We start from the raw sequence: 20,284 nt of genomic DNA, 5'->3' as shown, positions 1-20,284 counted from the left end.
CAAGTCAGTCAAGCTGTTTTTGCACGTATTTTGAATATAAGTCCTTCAACAGTTCAAAAATGGGAAATAGGACAAAAGCGGCCTAGTGGGGCATCTCTTAAACTACTGCACTTGATAAAGAATCGTGGGTTAAACAGTGTGCTTTATTAAAATTTTTGGCTCGTAAAACTTACGGGTTATTCCTCTAATTTAACTTGTAAACCATTGTTAACCTCAGATGATTAACGTATTTTCTCTCATTCCAGAACACATCCGATAAAAACTAACACTCACGGATGATAAAAAACAAATACTGCAACAACAAACTATTAGTCAACATACCCCAGGAACAATTTTAAAAGACTTTCAAACTATTTTAGATTTTCTCCAACCTGACGGTGTTGAAGTTAGTAGCACTTACCACCAGTTTCCCCTGAAATATCTGCAAGAACTTAACTCTCAATTGAGTTTTTCTATAGACATTAACCTTAAACGTCCTGTACAAAAATCTTACCCCTATATACACGGTCTTTATTTCCTCCTCCACACCTCTGGACTAGCTCAAATTATTGGTAAAGGTAAAAAGACTAAATTAGTTTTAGACCCCAAAATTCTTCAAATTTGGCAGAGTCTCAACCCCACAGAACAATATTTCACTTTATTAGAATCTTGGTTAGTTTGGGGAGACAGTGAAGTATTAGGCGACCCAAGAGATATGTTTGACCAAGCATATCGCTGTTTATTATTTTGGGACAAACTCCCAGAGGTAGGACTAAAATTTAATAATTATTCAGAACAAGATAAATTATATCCCACATTCCGCAGATGTGACCCAGATAATTGATATTTTTGAAAAATCCCAACCAGAAAAATTTTATTTACCTAATTTTTCTGTTTGATTTTAACTTTATCTGCCAAAAAATAGAGAATATTACTAAAATTAATTCCATGAGGTTTTAAAATAGATTCTCTCTTTCAATGAAAGCAGTTATTTTTTGTAAAATCAACATGACAATTACCCCACATTCCGCATATAAAATCCAATTCTGAATAATTATCACGAAAGATTCAGGGTTGTACAAACTTTACTCCAAAAATATTCTCAATAAATGAGATAAATTCCTAATAAACATTTTATAGTTCCTTTGAACTAAAATCCTGAAAACCCTTACCAAACAATGTTTTTGGAGATAATTATTTTTTTATTCTCCGCTTATGCGGAATGTGAGTTAAATAATTAGAAAGCAAATTATGCTTAATTTGATAAATATAGGACTTACGCAAGATGTGACTGAAAACCTTATTCTTGCTTAGGGGTAATTCATGAATTACCCCTACTTTCGTTCCCTTTTGCGTAAGTCCTGTATTTAATAGGACAACTAAAACGTCCAGATATTGCTATGTCAATGGTTTAGTCTTTAGGCGGTCGGTGCAGCGTAGCCGCACCATCGCTTGTGCCAGTTGCGTAAGTCCTATGATTCAATAACATCTTCATTATTGCAGTACACATATACTAATAATTAGCGATCGCTGTGCCAGTTGCGTAAGTCCTGTTAATGTCATCACGAAACTTCCAACTGCTCTATTTCCGCACTCTGTCCTTGATCTAATTCTGGTAAATTTTTACCCAAAATTACAACTGAAACCATCATTAATAAACTCGTTACCATAATCACACTGATCACATTTGGATCATCAAAATTGCTTGTACCTATTAACAAAGCAGCAGCAAAATTGCGTTGTGCAGTTCCTACTCCTAAAACTCTTTGAGTATCAATACCAGGTCCTCCCAATAAATAACCTACAGTAAAAGAAAATACAATAAAAATAGCACATACAAATATCACACCATTTGTCAATAAAACAGTAATTTCACTAAAGTGAACTATCAATCTGACCACTAAACCTAAAAGCAATCCAAAACTAGATAATTTGGCGGTAATTGCTTGTAAGCTAAGGGATATATTTTCAGATTTGGACTTAATAAATAACCCAATTGCTAATGGTATTATCATCATCAATATTAAAGGTTTAGCAATATCCCAAGAGTTAACTTGTACCCCTTGCAAAACCAAAGGTAATACAATCGGCATATAAAAAACAGTACCGAACATTAACATCATCATCAACCCTGTAGAAAAAGCTAAATTCCCCTTAACTATTTGCGCAAGTTTAGGTAAAGCTGGCGGACCTGATGCTAATGCCATAATGATAAACCCATCTTTCACAGGTTCATCCACAGGTATTACTTGGACAAGCAAATATACAAAAAGTGGCACTAATACAAAATTTACTAGTAGCGATAAAACAACTAAACGGATATTACGAAGAGGCTGCCAAATTTCTTGTACAGTTAACTTTAAACCTGTACCAAACATAGTAGCAACAACAAAACAAAGGAATGCTATTTTGTCAAGAATGGGGATAACTTCATTCATAAATTTCTTATTTCACTTATTTCACTTTCAACAAATCTGTAGGTTGGGTTGAACAAAGTGAAACCCAACATATACAGCATATTCCATGTACATGAGGTACACTATGAACAGGCAAGACTTGTACTGAGCGGTTAGTGAGCTTGTACTGAGCGAAGTCGAAGTGCGGAGTCGAACTATGTCGAAGTATGCCTGTCCCACAAGGGTTTTATCATTAATATCTGTACTTCATAATAACGGAAACTGCTGTATAATCTCTTAGCCTATTGGGTTTCGTTATTTAATCCAACCTACATTTGCTACATTTTTAATTCAAATTTAAAGTAACCTTCTGTAAATTACCTGTGAATGCAAAGGGTACTTGATAGGTTTCCACAATCGGAGTACCTGTATCTTGACCGACATCAAAAGTTTCATTTAATGCCAAACGGTAGGGTAAAGTTTTTTCAATTCTACCCTCAGCTACCTGTTGATCATTAATGAATAACTTGCCAATTCCACCTGCACCAACTCCACCACCATCATAATCAAAATTAAATTTAATTGTTGATTTACCAGGTGCTAATTTTTCAGGAGATTGAATAGTGTACCTTTCGGAATTAGCAAAGTTGTAAACGTAGGTTGGTTTACTATCTTCTAGGAAAAATCCCCAACCCGCAAAACGTCCACCTTGAGTTAATAAAACACCTTCTGCACCATTTTCAGGAATGTCTACATCAACAGTAATACTAAAGGATCTATTTTTTAAACTTGGGGCGCTGCCTTCAGGAATGCTAACTCCACCAGAATAGTAAGTAAAAGTTGTGCGTCCTGCGGCAGGGGAAGGACGACTTTTGACATCAAATCTTTCAGAAACGCGATCATCTAATGGTAAAACTTTGTGTTTACGAGCTTCTGATAAAAACAACTTTTGCAGTTTTTCTAATTTCTCTGGATTTTCAGATGCTAGGTTATTAGCTTCGCTAAAATCTTTCTCAATGTTGTATAGTTCCCAAGGATCTTTCTCGAAGTCAGCGTTAATTGTACCCTGCCAAGGTAATCGGGGATGACGCGCCGCAGCTATCCATCCATCATCATAAATCGCCCGGTTGCCAAACATCTCAAAATACTGAGTTTCATGTTTAGAAGCAGCTTCAGGATCATCAAAAGTGTAAACTAAGCTAGTACCTTCGATTTTCTGTTGTTTTACCCCGTTAACTTGAGTAGGTGCAGTAATTCCCGCAGCTTCAAAAATAGTTGGCGTAATATCAATAACATGATGAAATTGGCTACGAAGTCCGCCTTGATCTTTGATGCGATCGCCCCATGCAATAATCAAGGGGTTACGAGTGCCACCAAAATGAGACGCTATTTGTTTTGTCCATTGAAATGGTGTTGTACCAGCCCAAGCCCAAGCTGCATGATAATGATTGAATGTTTTAGGACTACCTAAATCATCCAAAGAAGCTAATAACTGTTCTCGACTTTCAGGTACTTTATTGAAAACTTTTAATTCATTGACGCTACCTGCTAAACCACCTTCGGCACTAGCACCATTATCACCAACGATGTAGAAAACTAAGGTGTTGTCTAATTCACCAATTTGGTCAATGGCATCAATTAATCTTCCCACTTCATAGTCCGTATGTGCCAAAAATCCGGCAAATACTTCCATTTCATGGGCATAGATTTTTTGATCATCTGGAGATAAGGAATCCCACGCTGGCAATTCTACCGGACGGGGGGTAAGTTCGGCATTAGCAGGAATTACACCCAGTTGTTTTTGACGAGCAAAGGTTTCTTCTCGTAATTTATCCCAGCCTTGGTCAAATTTTCCCTTGTACTTGTCTATCCAGGCTTTGGGAGCGTGATGAGGTGCATGGGTAGCACCGGTAGCCAAATAGGTAAAAAAGGGCTTGTCAGGGGCTATAGACTGTTGAGAATGAATCCAGTTAATGGCATGATCTACTAAATCTGGAGTCAAATGATAATCAGGGTTATTGGTTGGTGGTGCAACTCGCTTAGTATTTTCTACCAAAGCCGGACTCCATTGGTTAGTATCACCACCCAAAAAACCATAAAAATACTCAAATCCTAATCCCGTCGGCCAGCGGTCAAAGGGTCCAGCCGCACTGGTTTCATAATCTGGTGTGTTGTGCCATTTACCGAAAGCAGCAGTATTATAACCGTTCTGCCGTAATACTTCCGCTACAGTAGCCGCACTCTTGGGTAAAATTGTTGTGTAACCGGGAAAACCAGATGCTAACTCTGCAACTACACCTGTACCGACTGAATGATGGTTGCGTCCAGTTAATAAAGCTGCTCTGGTGGGTGAACAAAGGGCTGTAGTGTGGAATTGGTTGTAACGTAATCCTTTTTCAGCTAAACGAGTTAAATTCGGGGTATCTACGAGTCCACCAAATGTACTCGCTTGCCCAAAACCCACATCATCCAATAATACTAATAATACATTCGGGGCTTTTTCCGGGGCTTTAATGGGTGCGGGAAAATCTGGTTTTGAATCTTTGTAAGTTAAGCCAATTTCACCATCAAAAGACGGTGGACGTACTGGTAAAACCTTTGATGTCGCAGCTAAGGCGGGGCTTGTTACCATCAACAATGTGATGAGAAAAGATAGAGACAGCACCCGCAAAATTGAATGTAACATACAATATCCTTGTATAAGAAATCTGCAACTTTGCGTCTTTGCGTCTTTGCGTGAGGCTTAATCTTTTAACGAACCACGAAGGACACAAAGGACACGAAGATTAAGAATGTTAGAGAGAGATTTTGCGTTAGTCTTGTAAATTCTTCACCAAACGAAACCCGATATGGGTTGTTCCCGTATCAGTAGATTCTGATTCCCGTGCGGCTGGACGATAACGGCTACAATAGTTTGGCGCACATAGGTAAGAACCACCTTTGATGACATGAAGGTCAGTTTCTGTAGGTTTTTTAGGGTCAAAACTTTGGTTAACAGATCCCCGACTTCTTTGAGAAGTGGGGGATCTATCGTTGAATAAGTCGGAAGTCCATTCCCACACATTGCCGGTCATGTCGTACAGTCCATAACCATTGGCTGGGAAAGAACCTACTTTTGCTGTTCCTACATAACCATCAGTTTTAGTATTGAAAAAGGGGAAGATTCCCTGCCAGGTGTTGGCTTTTTTCACTGAATATTGATTCCCCCAGGTATAAGTTGCTCCATCCAACCCACCGCGAGCAGCATATTCCCACTGTGCTTCTGTTGGTAATGATTTTCCTGACCATTGGGCGTAGGCTACAGCGTCTTGATATGCAATATGAACAACTGGGTAGTTTTCTTTCCCTACAATAGTGCTATCACTACCAAAGGGATGCTGCCAATTAGCACTGGGTGTCCAATGCCACCAACTGAGAATTTGAACTTCCTTCACACCTTGTTTTGGCATTTGAAAGACCATTGATCCTGGTAATCTCTGCTCATCTAGTAAGTCGGGAAACTGTTCTTTTGATAAAGGTCGTTCTGCAACTGTTACATAGTTGGTGGCTTTGACAAATTCAGCGAACTGAGCGTTTGTCACTTCGTATTTATCTATGCAAAAGGATGTAACTGTGACATTTTCTGCTGTTTGCTCTTCCACAAAACCAGAATCATCTGCTCCCATTTTGAATGTACCTCCGGGAATTAATACCATTCCTGGAGGACAGGGGTTAACGGCAAATGCTAATACTGGTAGATTGGTGAATAGTGATATAAGTGCAATTACTTGAATCAGTAGTAATATTAAGAACCGCATTTTACGTTGTATTAAGCTCCTGAGCGATCGCTTGTAGAATCACTGGGAGGTTCTTCTTTACCACTTCTGCAACTGACCAAGTTATCTTGATTGAGATTATTGGCAGTCAATACATATACTGGAATCAAGATGAAAATTGGAGCAGTAATTAACAAAATTGCATATCTCATGGATTTATTTTTCACCTCTTCTCTTTTCTAAGTTAGTTTCTCCTCTCCAGTAGCCACTGGTAAATCTTTGTGAGTGCTATATTCTGTCCAAGAACCTTCATAAATTCTGACTTTGGGATAATTAAGCAGATGCTTTAAAACCACATATTGTAATGTAGCTTCTCGTCCTGTACTACAAGAAACAATAATGTCATTTTCAGGAGTAATCTTTTTATCTGCCAGAATTTTTTTAATCTCATCTAATGACTTTAATTTGTGAGGATTTTTAGCATCTGTAAATGTTACCCAAGGAATATTTCGCGCCCCAGGAATATGTCCATTGCGTATCCAAATATTTTCCTCACCCCGGAACAATTTTTCTGGTCTAGGATCAATAAAAACAACTCCTGATTTACCAATCAGTTTTTTCACATCACTTAAATTCACACGCACTGAAGGGTTATCTTTAACTGTGAATTTACCGACTGAGTATTTAGGAAATTCTTTTGTGACAGCTTGATCGGTTTTATAACCACCATAACCACCATCTAATACAGCAATATCTTTCAATCCAGAACGTTCTAGTAAATAAGCAACCATTGTTGCACCTAAAACATCTCTACCATCTGAATATACAAGAACACGACTATTATTTGTTACACCAGAATTAGCAAATATTTCTCCTAATTTTTGATTTTCCCAATATTGTACCGGTAATCCTTCTTTTGGACCCCTAAAAGCTGTATCAGCAATGTTGACAGCATTAGGAAGATGTCCTTCTATATAGTCGAGAGGAAAATTACGTACATCTAAAATTCTAAGGTTAGGATCTTTGGCGTTTTCAGCTACCCAATTTGGCGAAACAAACTGAATATTGGCGCGAGAATTAGCTGATAATACTGGCAAAGGTAATAAGGGAATACTTACTAAAAATGCAAAAAACACTGTCACCATAGCAAATAACTTAGGTTTTTTCAAATTCTTTAAAGAAAAACTTTTAACCATCATTTTCACCTTTATTTCTATTTCATCAAAATCTTCATTACTTAGTGAAATTACTTTAATTAACAGGAATGTTAAAGTAATCTCAAAAACCGCATTCTACGCCGTTGTTACCGTTAAACCAAGAATTTTAGCGAATCTTTCTACATAAAATTCTGTAGGATTAGCAACTTGTTGAATAGATTCCCGTTGACGTAAATTCTCCCACCATTCCTGTAATTTATATGTTTCTGTGGGCAATGTAAAATTACGGAATTTTTCTAAAACTGGTAATCTTTCAAACCAAGGATAGAAGCTGATATCAACTAAACTCAAATGTTCGCCTAAGAAGTAGGGACCATTACCAGAAAGTTTGCCTAATCCTTCTTCTTCAATATACAAAAGAGACTCTAAAAACTCTCTCTTTCCCTGTTCTTGTTCTTGGGTATCTTTACCACGCAGGAATTTATTAAAAGCTGGAACTAAACGGGTATTAGCGTAATCTATCCAAATTCTTGCAACCGCTTTTTGAGCAGGATCATGAGGTAATAAAGCTGGTTCGGGAAATACTTCTTCTAAATATTCATTGATAATTGCGGATTCATATATTTCCACATCACCATGTTTGATGGCTGGAACTTTTCCATAGCGAGAAACTTGGGTAAAAGCTTCTGGTTTATTCTGTAAGTCAATTTCAATCGGTGTAAAATCAATTCCTTTTTCCAGCAACACTACACGGGTTCTTTGGGAAAAAGTAGAGGCTTTAGCAAAATACAGTTGTAATGTACTCATTTAGTCCTTTCCTTGATTGGGATTTGTTTGATTTTTTAGTTAATTAGGGCTTGCTGATAGCAGAGCGTGGCGTAAGCCATAAAAGTATTCTCGTATAGACAGGCAAAAGACAAGAGTCTGGGCTATCTGTTGGCAACAAATTTTTCCCTATTTCACGCTCACTATTTTCAATTTTGCTACTCCTATCTTGAAAAACCTTGCACCTCATTGTTCTATTTTTCGCCTCAATCCTTTGATTTGTCTAGGTTTTACATTTATTCCACATCCCCTAATTACAAAAATTGCAATTTGAATGACAGCCAAAGATAGAAGTGAAATTGCTTCTCTTCTACGAGTTATATTCTTTTGACTGGCAAAATACCAGAGGTCAACATTAACTACGGTTTATCGGTCAACTTTTAGTAGTATTCTAAGAGTATTTCATAGTTTTTACTAAAAAACAAGTCTTTTAGCAAACATTTTTCTCAAAATGTAGAGCCAAAATGCCCAACAATCTAACACTTGTCCATACCTTGCTTTTCTTCAGTACCGCGTTCATTGCCGGGTCGTTTAGCGAACTTCCATCTGTTAAGTTAATGTCTCATACCAATACTTTTCGATTAATAAAGCTTTAACATGCTCTCCATCTCACTCCTTCTACCAAGATATAAAAAATCGCGTTTAGGACTTCCCACATATTGACTTCACGCTTGCGTCCTCTAGGTTTAGGCTCTGGAATCAGGTCGCTGATTAATTCATATTGGTCACGGGTCAGGTTACTGGGGTATGCTTTACTCATACTACTCTCTGGGTCCTGTTTATTATCTATTCACAGCTTATACTGAGAGAGCTTTTTTACATCCTTTCCGACTTTTCAAACATCCTCTAAGACTAAACCCAAGGTATCGACTGTCAGAAATCGCTTACGCCCTGTAATTTTCTTGCCTGCATCAAAGCCCACTGATTGACTCACCATTGCCGCACTTTTCACACTTTGGCTGTCGATAATCGCCTCAGACGGTAAAGAATGACGTTCGATTTCAATCCTTGTCCAATCTCGTAGGCTATCGTGGATACGCAACCATGTTCCATCCTTCCGCCAATTGCGGAAATATGTGTACACTGTCTGCCATGCTGGAAAATCCCCAGGCAAACTCCGCCATCTGACTCCTTCTACCAACACATAAAATATCGCGTTCAGGATTTCCCACATATCGACTTCACGCGGACGACCTCCTGGTTTTGGTTCTGGAATCATGTCACTTATCAATTCATACTGGTCACGAGTCAGATTGCTGGGGTATGCTTTACTCATGTTGCTCACAGGCGTGCTGTCTATTCACTATTCACAGCTTATACTGAGAGAGATTTTTTACATCCTTTCCGACTTTTCAAACATCCTCTTAGACCGTGCAGTTTTAGTTCCCACCGTAATAGGTGGAGACTTGGCATTTTTTCCAGAGGTAAAGTGAAGCAATTGTATAATTATTGAATGGCGTAATAAGTAGGTAGGCGTTAAAATTTATCGTTATGGCAAGGCAAAAGTCAAGAGGCAAAAGGCAAGAGGGAAGAGACTTTCAGGGGATTTACCTTTTGTAACATACCTCGGTTTTTTCAAGCCGACTTACTTAGTATATTCTTTATTTGGTGGACGCAGGGAAAGTAAATCTTGGGGTGAAGCTAAAAGTTTGATTTTAGCTTCTAGAATTTCCTGTTGTGGGTTGAGGATAAATAACCATAAAACATTAACACTACACCAAGAAGTGTGTGCTTTACCTGTAACTTGAATTTGGATTTTTTGATCTGCTGAATTTTCAATAATTCCTTGGTGGGGTTCGGCTTTAATGTCTTGCGCTTCTTGATGGAGATAGGAAGCGATCGCATTTCGTCCCATAACCGCAGACTCCAAAGGTGGATACATCAAACCATCTTCAGTAAATAATGCCGCAGTATTTGTAAAATCACCTGCGTTTAAAGTGGTAAAGTAACGCAATATAGTTGGTTCTGTAATTCCTTCAATAGTAATATTCATATTTTTAACTGCTGGGAATGGGGAATGGGGAATGGGGAATTGGGAATTGGGAATGGGGAATTGGGTTATTAACTTCCCCCTGACTCCTGACTCCTAAAAATAAATTATTCCCAAGTAATTACCTGGGAATAAAATTGTAAAAAGACATTGAGGTTGGAAGAATATCAGCAATTAGTCAGCTAAAGGATCAACACCCATTTCTGTAACTACTTTGCGGAAAACTGTAATTTGCTGACCAAAATCTAATTCTTTGAGAGTTTGTAAAACTTGTGCGCCATCACGGGAAATCTGATAACCTGGTGGTACCGGTACTACAAAACCTTTTGCCATTAATTCTGCTAATTCGTACCAGAAAGCTAACTTAGTGTTAGCACTGAAAATACCGTAAGAGCGAGAAACTTGAGTATTTTTTTGACCAGCTAAATCACGCATCGCTTCTAACTGCTCTGCATGAGGCATTTGTTTGATTTGATTCAACAAACCTTCTGCTAGTTGTAATCTAGCTGCACCTGTAGCGGCTGGGGTAATGGATTTACCCATTTCTGTGTATGCGTACCACAAAACTGCTAGTTGGTCATCAATGCTGAGGGCTTTAAATACAGCAATGGTTGAGGTGACAGTATCAATTGTTTGGTTGCTGTAGTTTAAAGCACCAGAAAAGCGGGTTGAAGCTGAATCAGAAGTGAAAGTCATTATATTCACCACAGTTTATTAACTAAATTTGTTGTTAATCAGTGGGAGGTGGGCATCACTCTGGGTTGCTTGACCTCTTGTCAACTATTTTGCATTATTTCTTAACAAAATGCAAATAAAATTTACAAATCATAGAGTTAAGGAGAACAAATGAAAAAAATGATGATATTGTGTATAATGCCAAAGCAATTTTTCTGATTAACCCCTTTGAGGTAAAAAATTACTCCTAGTCTTGCTTTGTGTACTTTGCGTACTTTGCGGTTCATTAACACAAAAAACTTAGCAACTACACCAGGAAGGAGTGTAAACATGAAAAAGTGTAGCTTAACTAGTAGTGTCATCAAAGAGAAAGCCCAAGAGATAGGCTTTCACAAAGTGGGTTTTGCTGCGGTAGAAGGGGTAGACGCTACAGAAATTCAAAAGCTGCAATCATGGATAGCAATGGGTTATCACGCTGATATGGAATGGATGGGAAACCCAAAACGTCAGGATATTAGTTTGGTAATGCCAGAAGTACGATCGCTGATTTGTGTGGCGTTAAATTATTACACACCACATCAACATCCAGAAGGAGAAGAATACGCGAAAATTTCCCGTTATGGCTGGGGAAGAGATTATCATAAGGTACTGCACAAGAAACTAAAACAACTGGCTACCTGGTTAGAATCACAGGGTGAAGGTATAAAAGCCAGATATTATGCAGACACCGGACCAGTACAAGATAAAGTTTGGGCGCAAAAAGCTGGTATTGGTTGGATTGCCAAAAATGGTAATCTCATTACAAGAGAGTATGGATCTTGGGTATTTTTAGGAGAAATATTAACTAATATTGAGTTAGAGAGCGATCGCTCTGCTACCCAACATTGCGGTAATTGTACAAGATGTATCCAAGCTTGTCCTACTGCTGCAATTACTCAACCGTTTCTAGTCGATGCTAACAGGTGCATTGCTTATCACACTATTGAAAATCGAGCAGAAACATTACCAGAAAATATTAAAACTAACTTGCATGGATGGGTTGCCGGTTGTGATATTTGTCAAGATGTATGTCCGTGGAATCAGCGTTTTGCTCAAATAACTGATGTTACAGATTTTCAACCATATCCTGAAAATTTAGCACCCAAACTGGTAGAATTAGCACAAATCACAGATGAGGAGTGGGATAGACGATTTACAGCATCAGCTTTGCGACGCATTAAACCCAAAATGTTACGAAGAAATGCCCGCGCTAATCTTGACTCATCTAAACTAAAAAATGACTCGAAAAGTAATCATCTTTGATTTTGATGGCACAATTGCAGATACAGTAGATGCTCTTGTAACTATTGCCAATCGGTTAGCTGTAGAGTTTGGTTATGTACAAATATCTGCTAATGAACTGACTCTATTAAGGAACTTAACCTCTAGAGAAATTATTAGATATTCAGGTATATCTTTGTTTAAGATACCTTTTTTAGTGAAAAAAGTTAAAGGGGAATTAAAAAACAAAATCAAAGATTTAGAATCTATACCAGGAATTAAAGAAGCACTTACAGAACTCAAAGATAAAGAATATAGATTGGGAATTATTACTTCTAATTCTCAAGAAAATGTAAGTGCATTTCTCAAATGTCATGATTTAGATTATTTATTTGAATTTATTCACTCAGGAGTAACAATTTTTGGCAAAACAACTATAATTAATAATGTATTAAGACAAAAGCAAATCAAACCACAAATAGTAATTTATGTGGGAGATGAAACCAGAGATGTAGAAGCAGCCAAAAAAGCTAATATTAAAGTAGTTGCTGTTACTTGGGGTTTTAATTCTCCTGAAGCACTAGCTAAGGAAAATCCTGATTTTTTAATTAATCATCCTAGTGAACTATTAGAAGTAATCAAAAATTGCTAAGAGGTTGTTTGAAAACTTGAGAATCTATTGAGTCTCAAGGAACAATAACAGTGGATGTCAAACGCATTCCTACTTGGCCTTACCAACTTTTATCAGTAATCAGTCATTAGGGTTTGCCGAAAATATAAAATTATTATGAGAGCGAGAATTGAAAATAATGTTTTATTTATTCACCATGAGGATGTACCAGAATTTAAAAAAGGTAGTTCGGTGGTCAGAAATTCTTATTTTTGGGCTTTACGTTCTATTGCTGGTCGTGCTAGACGTGGTAGTGATTGGGAATATGAGTTTGAGGTTTGGTTAGCGTTGGCGCGGATGTTGATGTCTTTTACTGAGTCGGGATATTTGGGATATAGAGAAACTATTTTAGAGTTTCCCTTATCCCAAGGTGAGATTCCTAGTATTTTACGGGATGTGGGAACTTGGGAATAACGAAGGCAAGAGGCAGAAGGCAGGAGTCCGTTTTTGTCAGGGGTATTTATACCCCACTTCAAAAAATTTTCGCCTTTAAATGCGTGGTTGTATACCCGATGTTTATGATACTTTGCGAAAAGAATATTGTGGGTTTGAATATTAAGAAATAGGTTCAAAAACCATTTGGGGTATTAATATTTGATCTTGGATTTTTCCAACTCCTAAAAAGCGGTTGTCTTGTTCATAAACTCTTACTAAATCTGAAATTTCGAGATTTACAGGAACTTTCTGTCCTTGACACCATTTTTTGGCTAATGTGTCTGGTAGGCTTACGGGTGATAGTTGTTGTAATGCTGCATCTGAGGAGATGGTTTGAAATGTGCCGGTTTGCAGTTGGTTTTCTATGTCTGTGAAAGTGAGGCTGTTTTCTAAGTAAAATCCGCTGCTTTCTGTTCTGGTTAAGGCGGCGAGGGTTGCTCCTGTGTTTAAAAGTATGCCTAAGTCACGGGCGATCGCTCTAATATATGTTCCTGCACCACAGGCGATCGCCAAATCCAATTCCGGGAAATCACTATCACGCCAGTCTAAAATCTCTATTTTTAATACTTCTACCGTTCTCACTGGTGCTTGTACAATTTCTCCTTGACGTGCTAAATCATACAGACGTTTACCTTCAACTTGAATCGCACTATAACTAGGGGGAATTTGCTCAATTTTACCGATAAATTGGGGTATTTCGGTTTCTATGGCGGTTAATTTTAAGCCAGGACAAGGTTGAGAGGTGATAACTTCCCCTTGTAAATCATCAGTAGTAGTACGCACCCCAAAACGCACGGTAGCTTTATAAGCTTTTTCACCGGGTAAATATTGTAATAATCTGGTGGCTTTTCCCAAAGCGATGGGTAAAACTCCTGTAGCTGCTGGATCTAAAGTTCCTGCGTGTCCCACTCGTTTTAAACGCAACAGTTTTCTGACTCGTGCTACGCAGTCATGGGAAGTCCAGTCATCAGGTTTGTTTAAATTGATAAAACCCTGCACAAATAATTCGTAATTGTTAATTAGAAATAGAGCCTACGGAACGCTGGCGCGAACGTAATTAATTATATAGCATTTTCTATTTAATTACAGTGTAGGAATAAAGAGTTAAACAAACAACATCACTAAAAAATCAACAAATGTAGTAGGGAGACACCAATATTTAATATCCAAAATCCCCATCTGACTATAGTTAAAGAGAGTTTTTTTTTGGGTATAGCTGGTTGATGATTATGCTCTAATATTGGTGCTAACTGTAGAGTGTTCAGAGATTTTACGAGACTTAAACCTAAAGATTGACTAGAAATAGTTTGAGCATAACCAGCGTTGAGGTAGGGAAGATATTGTGGTTTTTGATATACAAAAGTTTGGAAAAAAGGCAAACTTAAAGAATTGATGTAAGCACGCGATTGGGAAGCATTACCAACCATGTCTGGGGGTAATGCTATTTGTTGACTTCCAGGGTTACTATTACCAATGCTAGAAAAATGAGTTGCACCAACAAGCATAACAAGATATTTGTGGGGATTAGTTAACCAAGAGAAAGGTAGGATTTGTTCATATAAAGCTGGTGCTACAGTATCTTCACTGCTACCAATAAACATCACAGGAGTTTGCATTTGATTTAAACCAGATTCACCAAATATAGAACTGGTGATGGGGTTAACAGCTATCGCGGCTTTTATTCTCTGATCTCGTAAATTAATATTCTCTTGTTGTGTAGATTTATTTTGCAATTCCAAAGCGCGACATTGCAACAATAAAGACATATTCCAGGTATCTTGTAGCGCATCTGGTTGACAATCTTTTTGTAGTTGTTGAAAGTTGATTTTTGCCCCGGCTAAAGCTAATGCAGTATAACCACCAAAAGACTGACCAAATATTCCCACTTGTTGCAGATTTAATTTACCTTTAAATTCACCATCAGACTGGTTGGTTTTTTCTAGTTTATCTAATATATATTTTATATCTAAAGGTCTATTAATAAATTCATTTGCTTCTTCTATTTTCCTATTATTTCTATTGTTGAAAAATAGATGAGGATGATTAGGGACGACAACGGCAAATCCATGAGATGCTAAGTGTTTGGCTAAATAACGAAAGTTACTGCTATCTAAACCCAAGCCGTGAGAAATCACAATTACTGGTGTGGTATTTTGAAGATTGGGAATATAAATATCCGTTAATAAATGTCGATCTCTGGTGATATCAAAAAATTCCAGCGTAGATTTTTTAAATGTAAAAATACCAGGATTTTGTAAATTTGCTAAGAAGGATAAATTTTTCTTGGGAATAGTAGCAGCTTCTATTTTTGATTGTTGTTGAAGTATGGCGATCGCTTGCTGAGTTTCACTAATTATATTTTCCAGTTCACCAGCTATCTCTAAGCTATCAGCTAAGTTAAGACGAATACTACTGCTAGGATAATTGCGTAATAAATTTAATAACGTTAATCCTTCTGGTTCCCCAGACGCTGAAATAATCGCAGTACGTAAATCCTCAATCTCTGAATCATTTTGAGGAGATTTAGCTGTAATTAATTTAGCCAAACGTTGCAGCATAAATTCCCCTTGCTGGGTGTGGAGAAATTGTGACGCAACTGCGGGAGTAATTTTGACATTACTAAGTAAAATTTTGCGTAATTTTTGCAGTTTATCAGATGAAATATATTGTTGATAAACTGCTAATTTATCATCAATTATTCCTGTTTTTGTATAGGTTTCTAAACTCATCACAGGAATAGGAATTTCCAGGATAGAATAAGCAGCGTAAATTTGCTCTGCTGCCATCACAGAATTACTCATTCCAAATGTTGGCAGCAACATTGAAAGCACCAGCAATAAGAATTTTTTTTTCCAGCTGCTGGAAAAGTTACCAAACAAACTATTCATCGCTCAAATGTTTCCGTGATGTTGTCTAGCGAGGCGTTAAATTTGGTAGTTATTCAAACACCCTGTTGATTAATTTATATACTATTGATTACATCTGTGTTCTGGATAGTTTTGAGCTTTTTTTGTCTGCTGAAATAAAAATTTAGCTATTCAATCATTAGAGCAATTTGTACCTAAATGGATGTGGGTCTATTGATTTATATAGATATATATTGAAAATTTTAGTAAATAAAAAAAACTCTTGCCTCAGTGTTTATGATGTAGCTTTCTAGAGTAAATAAATCTAAACCTTGTGAAAATTTTTGTAAAAATTATGTTTTTTGTATTGCATGAGACTGCAAAATCAAATATCTTTGTTTTTGAACAGTAACTCAACATTAAAAAACCTCAGACTCAAATCATCGACTTCTTCAAGAAGTCAGGGATCTATCCACAGATTATTTTACGTTTAATTATGTTGATCTATTTAGAGAAGAACTATTTGAAAAAACTTCGGAAATTCTGAATTTTCCAGTAAATTCTATTTTGCAGACTTACCCAAGGCGATCGCCACTGAACCAGAAACAACTAATAAAGCGCCAATAATTCCTATTAAGGTAATATTTTCTGGGGGAATAAGCTGGGGAAAAATACCCGCTACCAACTCCACAGCTATTAAAGTGACAATGGGAGCTAAAGCTAAAACTGCACTGACTCTGGAAGCTTCCCAATGTTCTAAAGATTCAGCAAAAGAACCATAAGCAATTAAAGTATTTAAACCACAAAATAATAACATTGATAAATGCAGAAAATCGAGATTAAAAATTTTATAGACTTTGGTAAATGGCGTAAATAATAAAGCACAGCCGCCATAAATAATTAGCATAATATGATAAGATGATAAAGATTGTAATAGTTGCTTTTGTGCTAAGGCATAAATAGCCCAGCAAACAGCACCTAATACAAGTAATCCACTACCTACAAGATATTGTCCTTGGGCTGTAATTAAATTGGTAATTTGAGCTTTAAAAAATAATAAAAACCCTAAAGTTAAGACACTAACACCAAACCATTGCCATAATGTATAACGTTCTCTAAAAATAACTAAACCCCCAAAACCTAATAACACAGTAGATAACTGAATAATTACTTCTGCATTACTGGCAGTTGTTAATGCTAAACCTTGCATGAAGAGAAAATAATTACCTCCCAAAAATATTGTCGCTATTGCTAATAATTTTCCCGAACTAGAACGTAATTGTTCGATTGTTGGTAATTTTTTTTGTACAAACAAATAAATTGCCAGCAATATAAACGACATCAAAAACCGAAACCAAATAACGGTATAGACATCTAAAACTTGTAGTGTTACCTTTAAGGCAATTGGTAAAATTCCCCATAAAAACACCGTAAGTAACGATAAACTTAGTCCTAAACGCCAGCGGCCGGAAGTTTGATGTATCATATTAATTTCATGGGATTATTTATCATATATTTTAGGTTTGGGAATGGGGAATAGGAAAAAAGTGATTATGAGTCATTAACCCGTGATGATATCATTTTGTTAAAAGAATACAAGGGGAGCATCCCAAATGTGTAAATTTATTTTTATCTAACGACATAAAATGATCCAAGGGTCTGATATGATTGAACCGCAAAGGGCGCAAAGGACACAAAGGTAAGAGAGTTAAGCGAGAGTTTTTGGTGTGGGTGCGTTTATTTTCGCAAAATTGGTATGCTCCCAATACAAGTGAGATCACCTGCGGATTCAGGATTGAAGAATAGATAATTACTTCCTGCCATTGATTATGTGATCCGGGTATATTTTAACATGATTAATCATTAGTAATTCATAATTCACAATTTAAAACATCATTTACAAGGGTTTGATTCCCTGTACTGCTTTCAGCGGACTGGTTTCAAGTAGATTTTAAATCATTATTTGTCACCTAATTATGAATTATTAATTATCAATTATGAATTTTTCATATTACTCCTTTAACATCTCTAATAACTGTGCCTCATTTAACTGTTTAATTCCTAAAGATTGCGCTTTTTCTAATTTAGATCCTGCATCAGCACCTACAACTAAAAAATCAGTTTTTTTACTCACAGAGTCAGTGACTTTCCCACCAGCTTTTTGAATTAATGCTTTTGCTTCATCGCGTTTTAAATTAGGTAAAGTACCCGTTACCACAAAGGTTTTACCTGCAATATTGGGATTAATTTCACTTGTTATTTTCGGTGTTTCGATGTTAGCTAATTGTAACCCAATGGCTTGAAGACGAGAAATTAAAGTTTGATTTGCACTGATGCGAAACCACTGAGAAACTGATTGGGCAATTTCTGCACCGATACCATAAACACCTTCTATATCAGATTGTTTTGCAGCGGCTAATTTTTCCACGGTGGTAAATTTCTCGGTTAATAATTGGGCGTTGACGCTACCTACATGACGAATGCCTAAACCATATAATACCCTGGACCAAGGTTGATTTTTGGATTGAGCGATCGCACTGATTAATTTTTGCGCTGACTTTTTCCCCATCCTTTCTAATGCACATAACTTGTCTTCTGTCAATTCGTATAAATCGCCAACAGAATGGACTAAACTTTTATCTACCAGTTGATGCACCAGTTTTTCACCCATTCCTTTAATATCTAAAGCATCCCGACTTACCCAATGTTCAATCTCTCCTTTGAGAATGGCAGGACAGGAAGCATTTACACATCTAGTAACAGCTTCTCCTGATTCTCTCACCACCGGTTGACCACATACAGGACAATGGGTAGGCATGATAAAAGGTTCCGTATTTGCAGGGCGTAGTTCTTTAATTACCCGTACTACTTCCGGGATAATTTCCCCAGCTTTGCGAACAATGACAGTATCACCAATGCGGATATCTAATTGCTGAATGCGATCGCTGTTGTGTAAGGTAGCACGGGAAACAGTAGTACCTGCTAATTGTACGGGGCGCATTTCCGCCAAAGGTGTTAATGCTCCGGTTCTGCCTACATTGACAGTAATATTTTCTACACGAGTAGGCGCTTCCTCGGCTGCATATTTGAGAGCGATCGCCCAACGGGGAAACTTCTGTGTAAACCCTAGTTGTTCTTGCAGCTTAAAAGCATTCAATTTTACCACCACCCCATCCGTCATATAGGGTGAATTTAGCCGTTCCGTGTCCCAATATTGGTAATATTCCGCAACTTCACTGAGAGAATGACAGAGTTTATGATTAGTATCAACGCGAAAGCCTAGCCTTTGTAACAATTCCAAAGCTTCCCATTGGGTATTCGCAATACTGGCATCATCCAAACCAGGAATATGCAGAGTATAAGCAAAGAAATCTAATTGACGTTGGGCAACAATACGCGGATCTAACTGTCTTAGCGTACCAGCTACGGCATTACGCGGATTAGCAAATAACTGTTCACCTGCTTTTTGCCTTTTCTCATTAATTTGTTTAAACACTTCCAAAGGTAAAAATACCTCTCCCCGTACTTCCACCTTTTCAATTTCTGCCAAACCGTCAAAATTCAAACGTAAGGGAATAGAGCGAATAGTCCGCACATTTTGGGTAATATCTTCACCCATCACCCCATCACCCCTAGTTGCACCTCTTACCAGAATACCATTTTGGTAAGTCAACGCCAAAGCCGCACCATCAATTTTCAATTCCGCTACATAGTCCGCTTCCCCCAGAGAATACTGAGGTGGTAGGTGTCGCTGCCAACGTTGATCCCAATTTTGCAACTCTTCAACATTAAAAGCATTTTCCAAACTATATAGAGGTATATTATGCCGTACTGATGTAAAATGAGTTGCTGGTCGTTCACCCACACGCTGAGTAGGACTATCAGGAGTGATTAATTCTGGATATTTCGTTTCTAATTCCTGTAATTCTCGATACAGTCGGTCATAAACCGTATCTTCCATTATTGGTGCATCGAGGACATAGTAAGCATAGCTGGCTTGTTGTAATAAACGTCGCAATTCTTCTACACGTTTAGCTTCAGGGTGGGTTTGGATCATAAAACTCATAGCAAAATATCTAGTAAATAATTAATAATTATCCGATACAAAAAAGCTAACTAATGCTAACAAAAGTTGGCTTTTTCTTCCTGTTTCACCCTAGCAGTGTCGGCACTATCTAGTCCACAGGCTAACACGATCAATCTGACCGCTTCTTGTTTTAAATTAATCGCAGCGTTTAAATCTCTGTCAATCTCAAAGCCACAACTATCACATTTAAACACTCTTTGAGATAATGA

The 20,284-nt window shown here is 37.3% G+C and carries 18 protein-coding genes and 2 pseudogenes; 5 read left to right on the top strand and 15 right to left on the bottom strand.

Translation table 11 applies throughout. From position 1 onward, the window contains the following. Both H6F47_RS21175 and H6F47_RS21170 read left to right on the top strand, forming a co-directional pair. Window positions 1–150: helix-turn-helix domain-containing protein (locus H6F47_RS21175; RefSeq protein ID WP_190650823.1), on the top strand; the 150-nt coding region annotated here is incomplete at its 5' end. Between the two features lie 292 nt (window positions 151–442). Next, window positions 443–823 carry a hypothetical protein gene (locus H6F47_RS21170; protein ID WP_190347361.1) on the top strand — a complete coding sequence of 127 codons (381 nt, stop codon included), beginning with the start codon at window positions 443–445 and terminating at the stop codon, window positions 821–823. A 718-nt stretch (window positions 824–1,541) separates the two neighbouring features. On the opposite strand, the gene H6F47_RS21165 is transcribed toward H6F47_RS21170, so the two are convergent. The 10 genes and pseudogenes from H6F47_RS21165 to H6F47_RS21120 all read right to left on the bottom strand — a co-directional run bounded on the left by H6F47_RS21165 (window position 1,542) and on the right by H6F47_RS21120 (window position 10,798). Continuing rightward, window positions 1,542–2,417: a bile acid:sodium symporter gene (locus H6F47_RS21165; RefSeq protein ID WP_190650864.1), complete on the bottom strand. Its 876-nt coding sequence runs from the start codon at window positions 2,415–2,417 to the stop codon at window positions 1,542–1,544. A 304-nt stretch (window positions 2,418–2,721) separates the two neighbouring features. Continuing rightward, window positions 2,722–5,061, bottom strand: coding sequence for an arylsulfatase (locus tag H6F47_RS21160; protein WP_190650862.1), 2,340 nt, complete (start codon window positions 5,059–5,061; stop codon window positions 2,722–2,724). 127 nt (window positions 5,062–5,188) lie between these two features. Next, window positions 5,189–6,172, bottom strand: coding sequence for a formylglycine-generating enzyme family protein (locus H6F47_RS21155; RefSeq protein ID WP_190650860.1), 984 nt, complete (start codon window positions 6,170–6,172; stop codon window positions 5,189–5,191). A gap of 11 nt (window positions 6,173–6,183) precedes the next feature. After that, window positions 6,184–6,342, bottom strand: a complete 159-nt coding sequence (locus H6F47_RS21150; RefSeq protein ID WP_190650858.1) for a hypothetical protein — start codon at window positions 6,340–6,342, stop codon at window positions 6,184–6,186. Window positions 6,343–6,369: 27 nt separating this feature from the next. Continuing rightward, entirely contained in the window at window positions 6,370–7,329 is a 960-nt protein-coding gene (locus H6F47_RS21145) for a sulfurtransferase (protein ID WP_190650856.1), read from the bottom strand. Between the two features lie 93 nt (window positions 7,330–7,422). Next, on the bottom strand, window positions 7,423–8,094 hold the full coding sequence (locus H6F47_RS21140; RefSeq protein ID WP_096572499.1) for a glutathione S-transferase family protein: 672 nt from the start codon (window positions 8,092–8,094) through the stop codon (window positions 7,423–7,425). 619 nt (window positions 8,095–8,713) lie between these two features. Beyond that, window positions 8,714–8,872: pseudogene (locus tag H6F47_RS21135) on the bottom strand (transposase); the annotation flags it as partial. Between the two features lie 87 nt (window positions 8,873–8,959). Further along, a pseudogene (locus tag H6F47_RS21130) lies at window positions 8,960–9,388 on the bottom strand (IS5 family transposase); the annotation flags it as partial. Between the two features lie 309 nt (window positions 9,389–9,697). Further along, the gene (locus H6F47_RS21125) at window positions 9,698–10,105 is read right to left on the bottom strand and encodes a ketosteroid isomerase family protein (RefSeq protein ID WP_096572500.1); all 408 of its coding nucleotides are present in this window, start codon (window positions 10,103–10,105) and stop codon (window positions 9,698–9,700) included. A 171-nt stretch (window positions 10,106–10,276) separates the two neighbouring features. Beyond that, entirely contained in the window at window positions 10,277–10,798 is a 522-nt protein-coding gene (locus H6F47_RS21120; protein WP_096572501.1) for an orange carotenoid protein N-terminal domain-containing protein, read from the bottom strand. 309 nt (window positions 10,799–11,107) lie between these two features. Here H6F47_RS21120 and queG point away from each other — a divergent pair, with 309 nt between their 5' ends. The 3 genes from queG (at window position 11,108) to H6F47_RS21105 (ending at window position 13,121) form a co-directional block, all read left to right on the top strand. Beyond that, window positions 11,108–12,079 (top strand): tRNA epoxyqueuosine(34) reductase QueG, encoded by a 972-nt coding sequence (queG, locus tag H6F47_RS21115; protein WP_190650854.1) that lies wholly within the window; start codon window positions 11,108–11,110, stop codon window positions 12,077–12,079. Then, window positions 12,054–12,689: an HAD-IA family hydrolase gene (locus H6F47_RS21110; RefSeq protein ID WP_137668633.1), complete on the top strand. Its 636-nt coding sequence runs from the start codon at window positions 12,054–12,056 to the stop codon at window positions 12,687–12,689. Before queG ends, H6F47_RS21110 begins: the two co-directional genes overlap by 26 nt. Before the next feature lie 135 nt (window positions 12,690–12,824). Then, window positions 12,825–13,121 (top strand): hypothetical protein, encoded by a 297-nt coding sequence (locus tag H6F47_RS21105; protein WP_096572906.1) that lies wholly within the window; start codon window positions 12,825–12,827, stop codon window positions 13,119–13,121. Between the two features lie 141 nt (window positions 13,122–13,262). Here H6F47_RS21105 and truB read toward each other — a convergent pair whose 3' ends face one another. The 5 genes from truB to H6F47_RS21080 form a co-directional block, all read right to left on the bottom strand. Then, entirely contained in the window at window positions 13,263–14,141 is an 879-nt protein-coding gene (gene truB, locus H6F47_RS21100) for a tRNA pseudouridine(55) synthase TruB (RefSeq protein ID WP_137668634.1), read from the bottom strand. 122 nt (window positions 14,142–14,263) lie between these two features. Next, window positions 14,264–16,030, bottom strand: coding sequence for an alpha/beta hydrolase (locus H6F47_RS21095; protein WP_190650851.1), 1,767 nt, complete (start codon window positions 16,028–16,030; stop codon window positions 14,264–14,266). 520 nt (window positions 16,031–16,550) lie between these two features. Continuing rightward, window positions 16,551–17,474 (bottom strand): DMT family transporter, encoded by a 924-nt coding sequence (locus tag H6F47_RS21090; RefSeq protein ID WP_190650848.1) that lies wholly within the window; start codon window positions 17,472–17,474, stop codon window positions 16,551–16,553. A gap of 525 nt (window positions 17,475–17,999) precedes the next feature. Then, window positions 18,000–20,045: an NAD-dependent DNA ligase LigA gene (gene ligA, locus H6F47_RS21085; protein ID WP_137668636.1), complete on the bottom strand. Its 2,046-nt coding sequence runs from the start codon at window positions 20,043–20,045 to the stop codon at window positions 18,000–18,002. 65 nt (window positions 20,046–20,110) lie between these two features. Then, a complete protein-coding gene (locus H6F47_RS21080; RefSeq protein ID WP_347239050.1) occupies window positions 20,111–20,269 on the bottom strand; it encodes a zinc ribbon domain-containing protein in 159 nt (52 codons plus the stop codon). Window positions 20,270–20,284: the final 15 nt, after the last annotated feature.

It is taken from the genome of Sphaerospermopsis sp. FACHB-1094 (assembly GCF_014696195.1).
GTDB lineage: Bacteria > Cyanobacteriota > Cyanobacteriia > Cyanobacteriales > Nostocaceae > Sphaerospermopsis > Sphaerospermopsis kisseleviana.
The sequence above is the reverse complement of the archived record's forward strand: the minus strand, read 5'-3'. Positions and strand labels throughout refer to the sequence as shown.

Bases quoted from the DNA above. Each gene is read 5' to 3' on its own strand.
- H6F47_RS21165 (WP_190650864.1), bottom strand. From the start codon at position 2,417: ATGAATGAAGTTATCCCCATTCTTGACAAAATAGCATTCCTTTGTTTT.
- H6F47_RS21160 (WP_190650862.1), bottom strand. From the start codon at position 5,061: ATGTTACATTCAATTTTGCGGGTGCTGTCTCTATCTTTTCTCATCACA.
- H6F47_RS21155 (WP_190650860.1), bottom strand. From the start codon at position 6,172: ATGCGGTTCTTAATATTACTACTGATTCAAGTAATTGCACTTATATCA.
- H6F47_RS21150 (WP_190650858.1), bottom strand. From the start codon at position 6,342: ATGAGATATGCAATTTTGTTAATTACTGCTCCAATTTTCATCTTGATT.
- H6F47_RS21145 (WP_190650856.1), bottom strand. From the start codon at position 7,329: ATGATGGTTAAAAGTTTTTCTTTAAAGAATTTGAAAAAACCTAAGTTA.
- H6F47_RS21140 (WP_096572499.1), bottom strand. From the start codon at position 8,094: ATGAGTACATTACAACTGTATTTTGCTAAAGCCTCTACTTTTTCCCAA.
- H6F47_RS21125 (WP_096572500.1), bottom strand. From the start codon at position 10,105: ATGAATATTACTATTGAAGGAATTACAGAACCAACTATATTGCGTTAC.
- H6F47_RS21120 (WP_096572501.1), bottom strand. From the start codon at position 10,798: ATGACTTTCACTTCTGATTCAGCTTCAACCCGCTTTTCTGGTGCTTTA.
- queG (WP_190650854.1), top strand. From the start codon at position 11,108: ATGAAAAAGTGTAGCTTAACTAGTAGTGTCATCAAAGAGAAAGCCCAA.
- H6F47_RS21110 (WP_137668633.1), top strand. From the start codon at position 12,054: ATGACTCGAAAAGTAATCATCTTTGATTTTGATGGCACAATTGCAGAT.
- H6F47_RS21105 (WP_096572906.1), top strand. From the start codon at position 12,825: ATGAGAGCGAGAATTGAAAATAATGTTTTATTTATTCACCATGAGGAT.
- H6F47_RS21095 (WP_190650851.1), bottom strand. From the start codon at position 16,030: ATGAATAGTTTGTTTGGTAACTTTTCCAGCAGCTGGAAAAAAAAATTC.
- H6F47_RS21090 (WP_190650848.1), bottom strand. From the start codon at position 17,474: ATGATACATCAAACTTCCGGCCGCTGGCGTTTAGGACTAAGTTTATCG.
- ligA (WP_137668636.1), bottom strand. From the start codon at position 20,045: ATGATCCAAACCCACCCTGAAGCTAAACGTGTAGAAGAATTGCGACGT.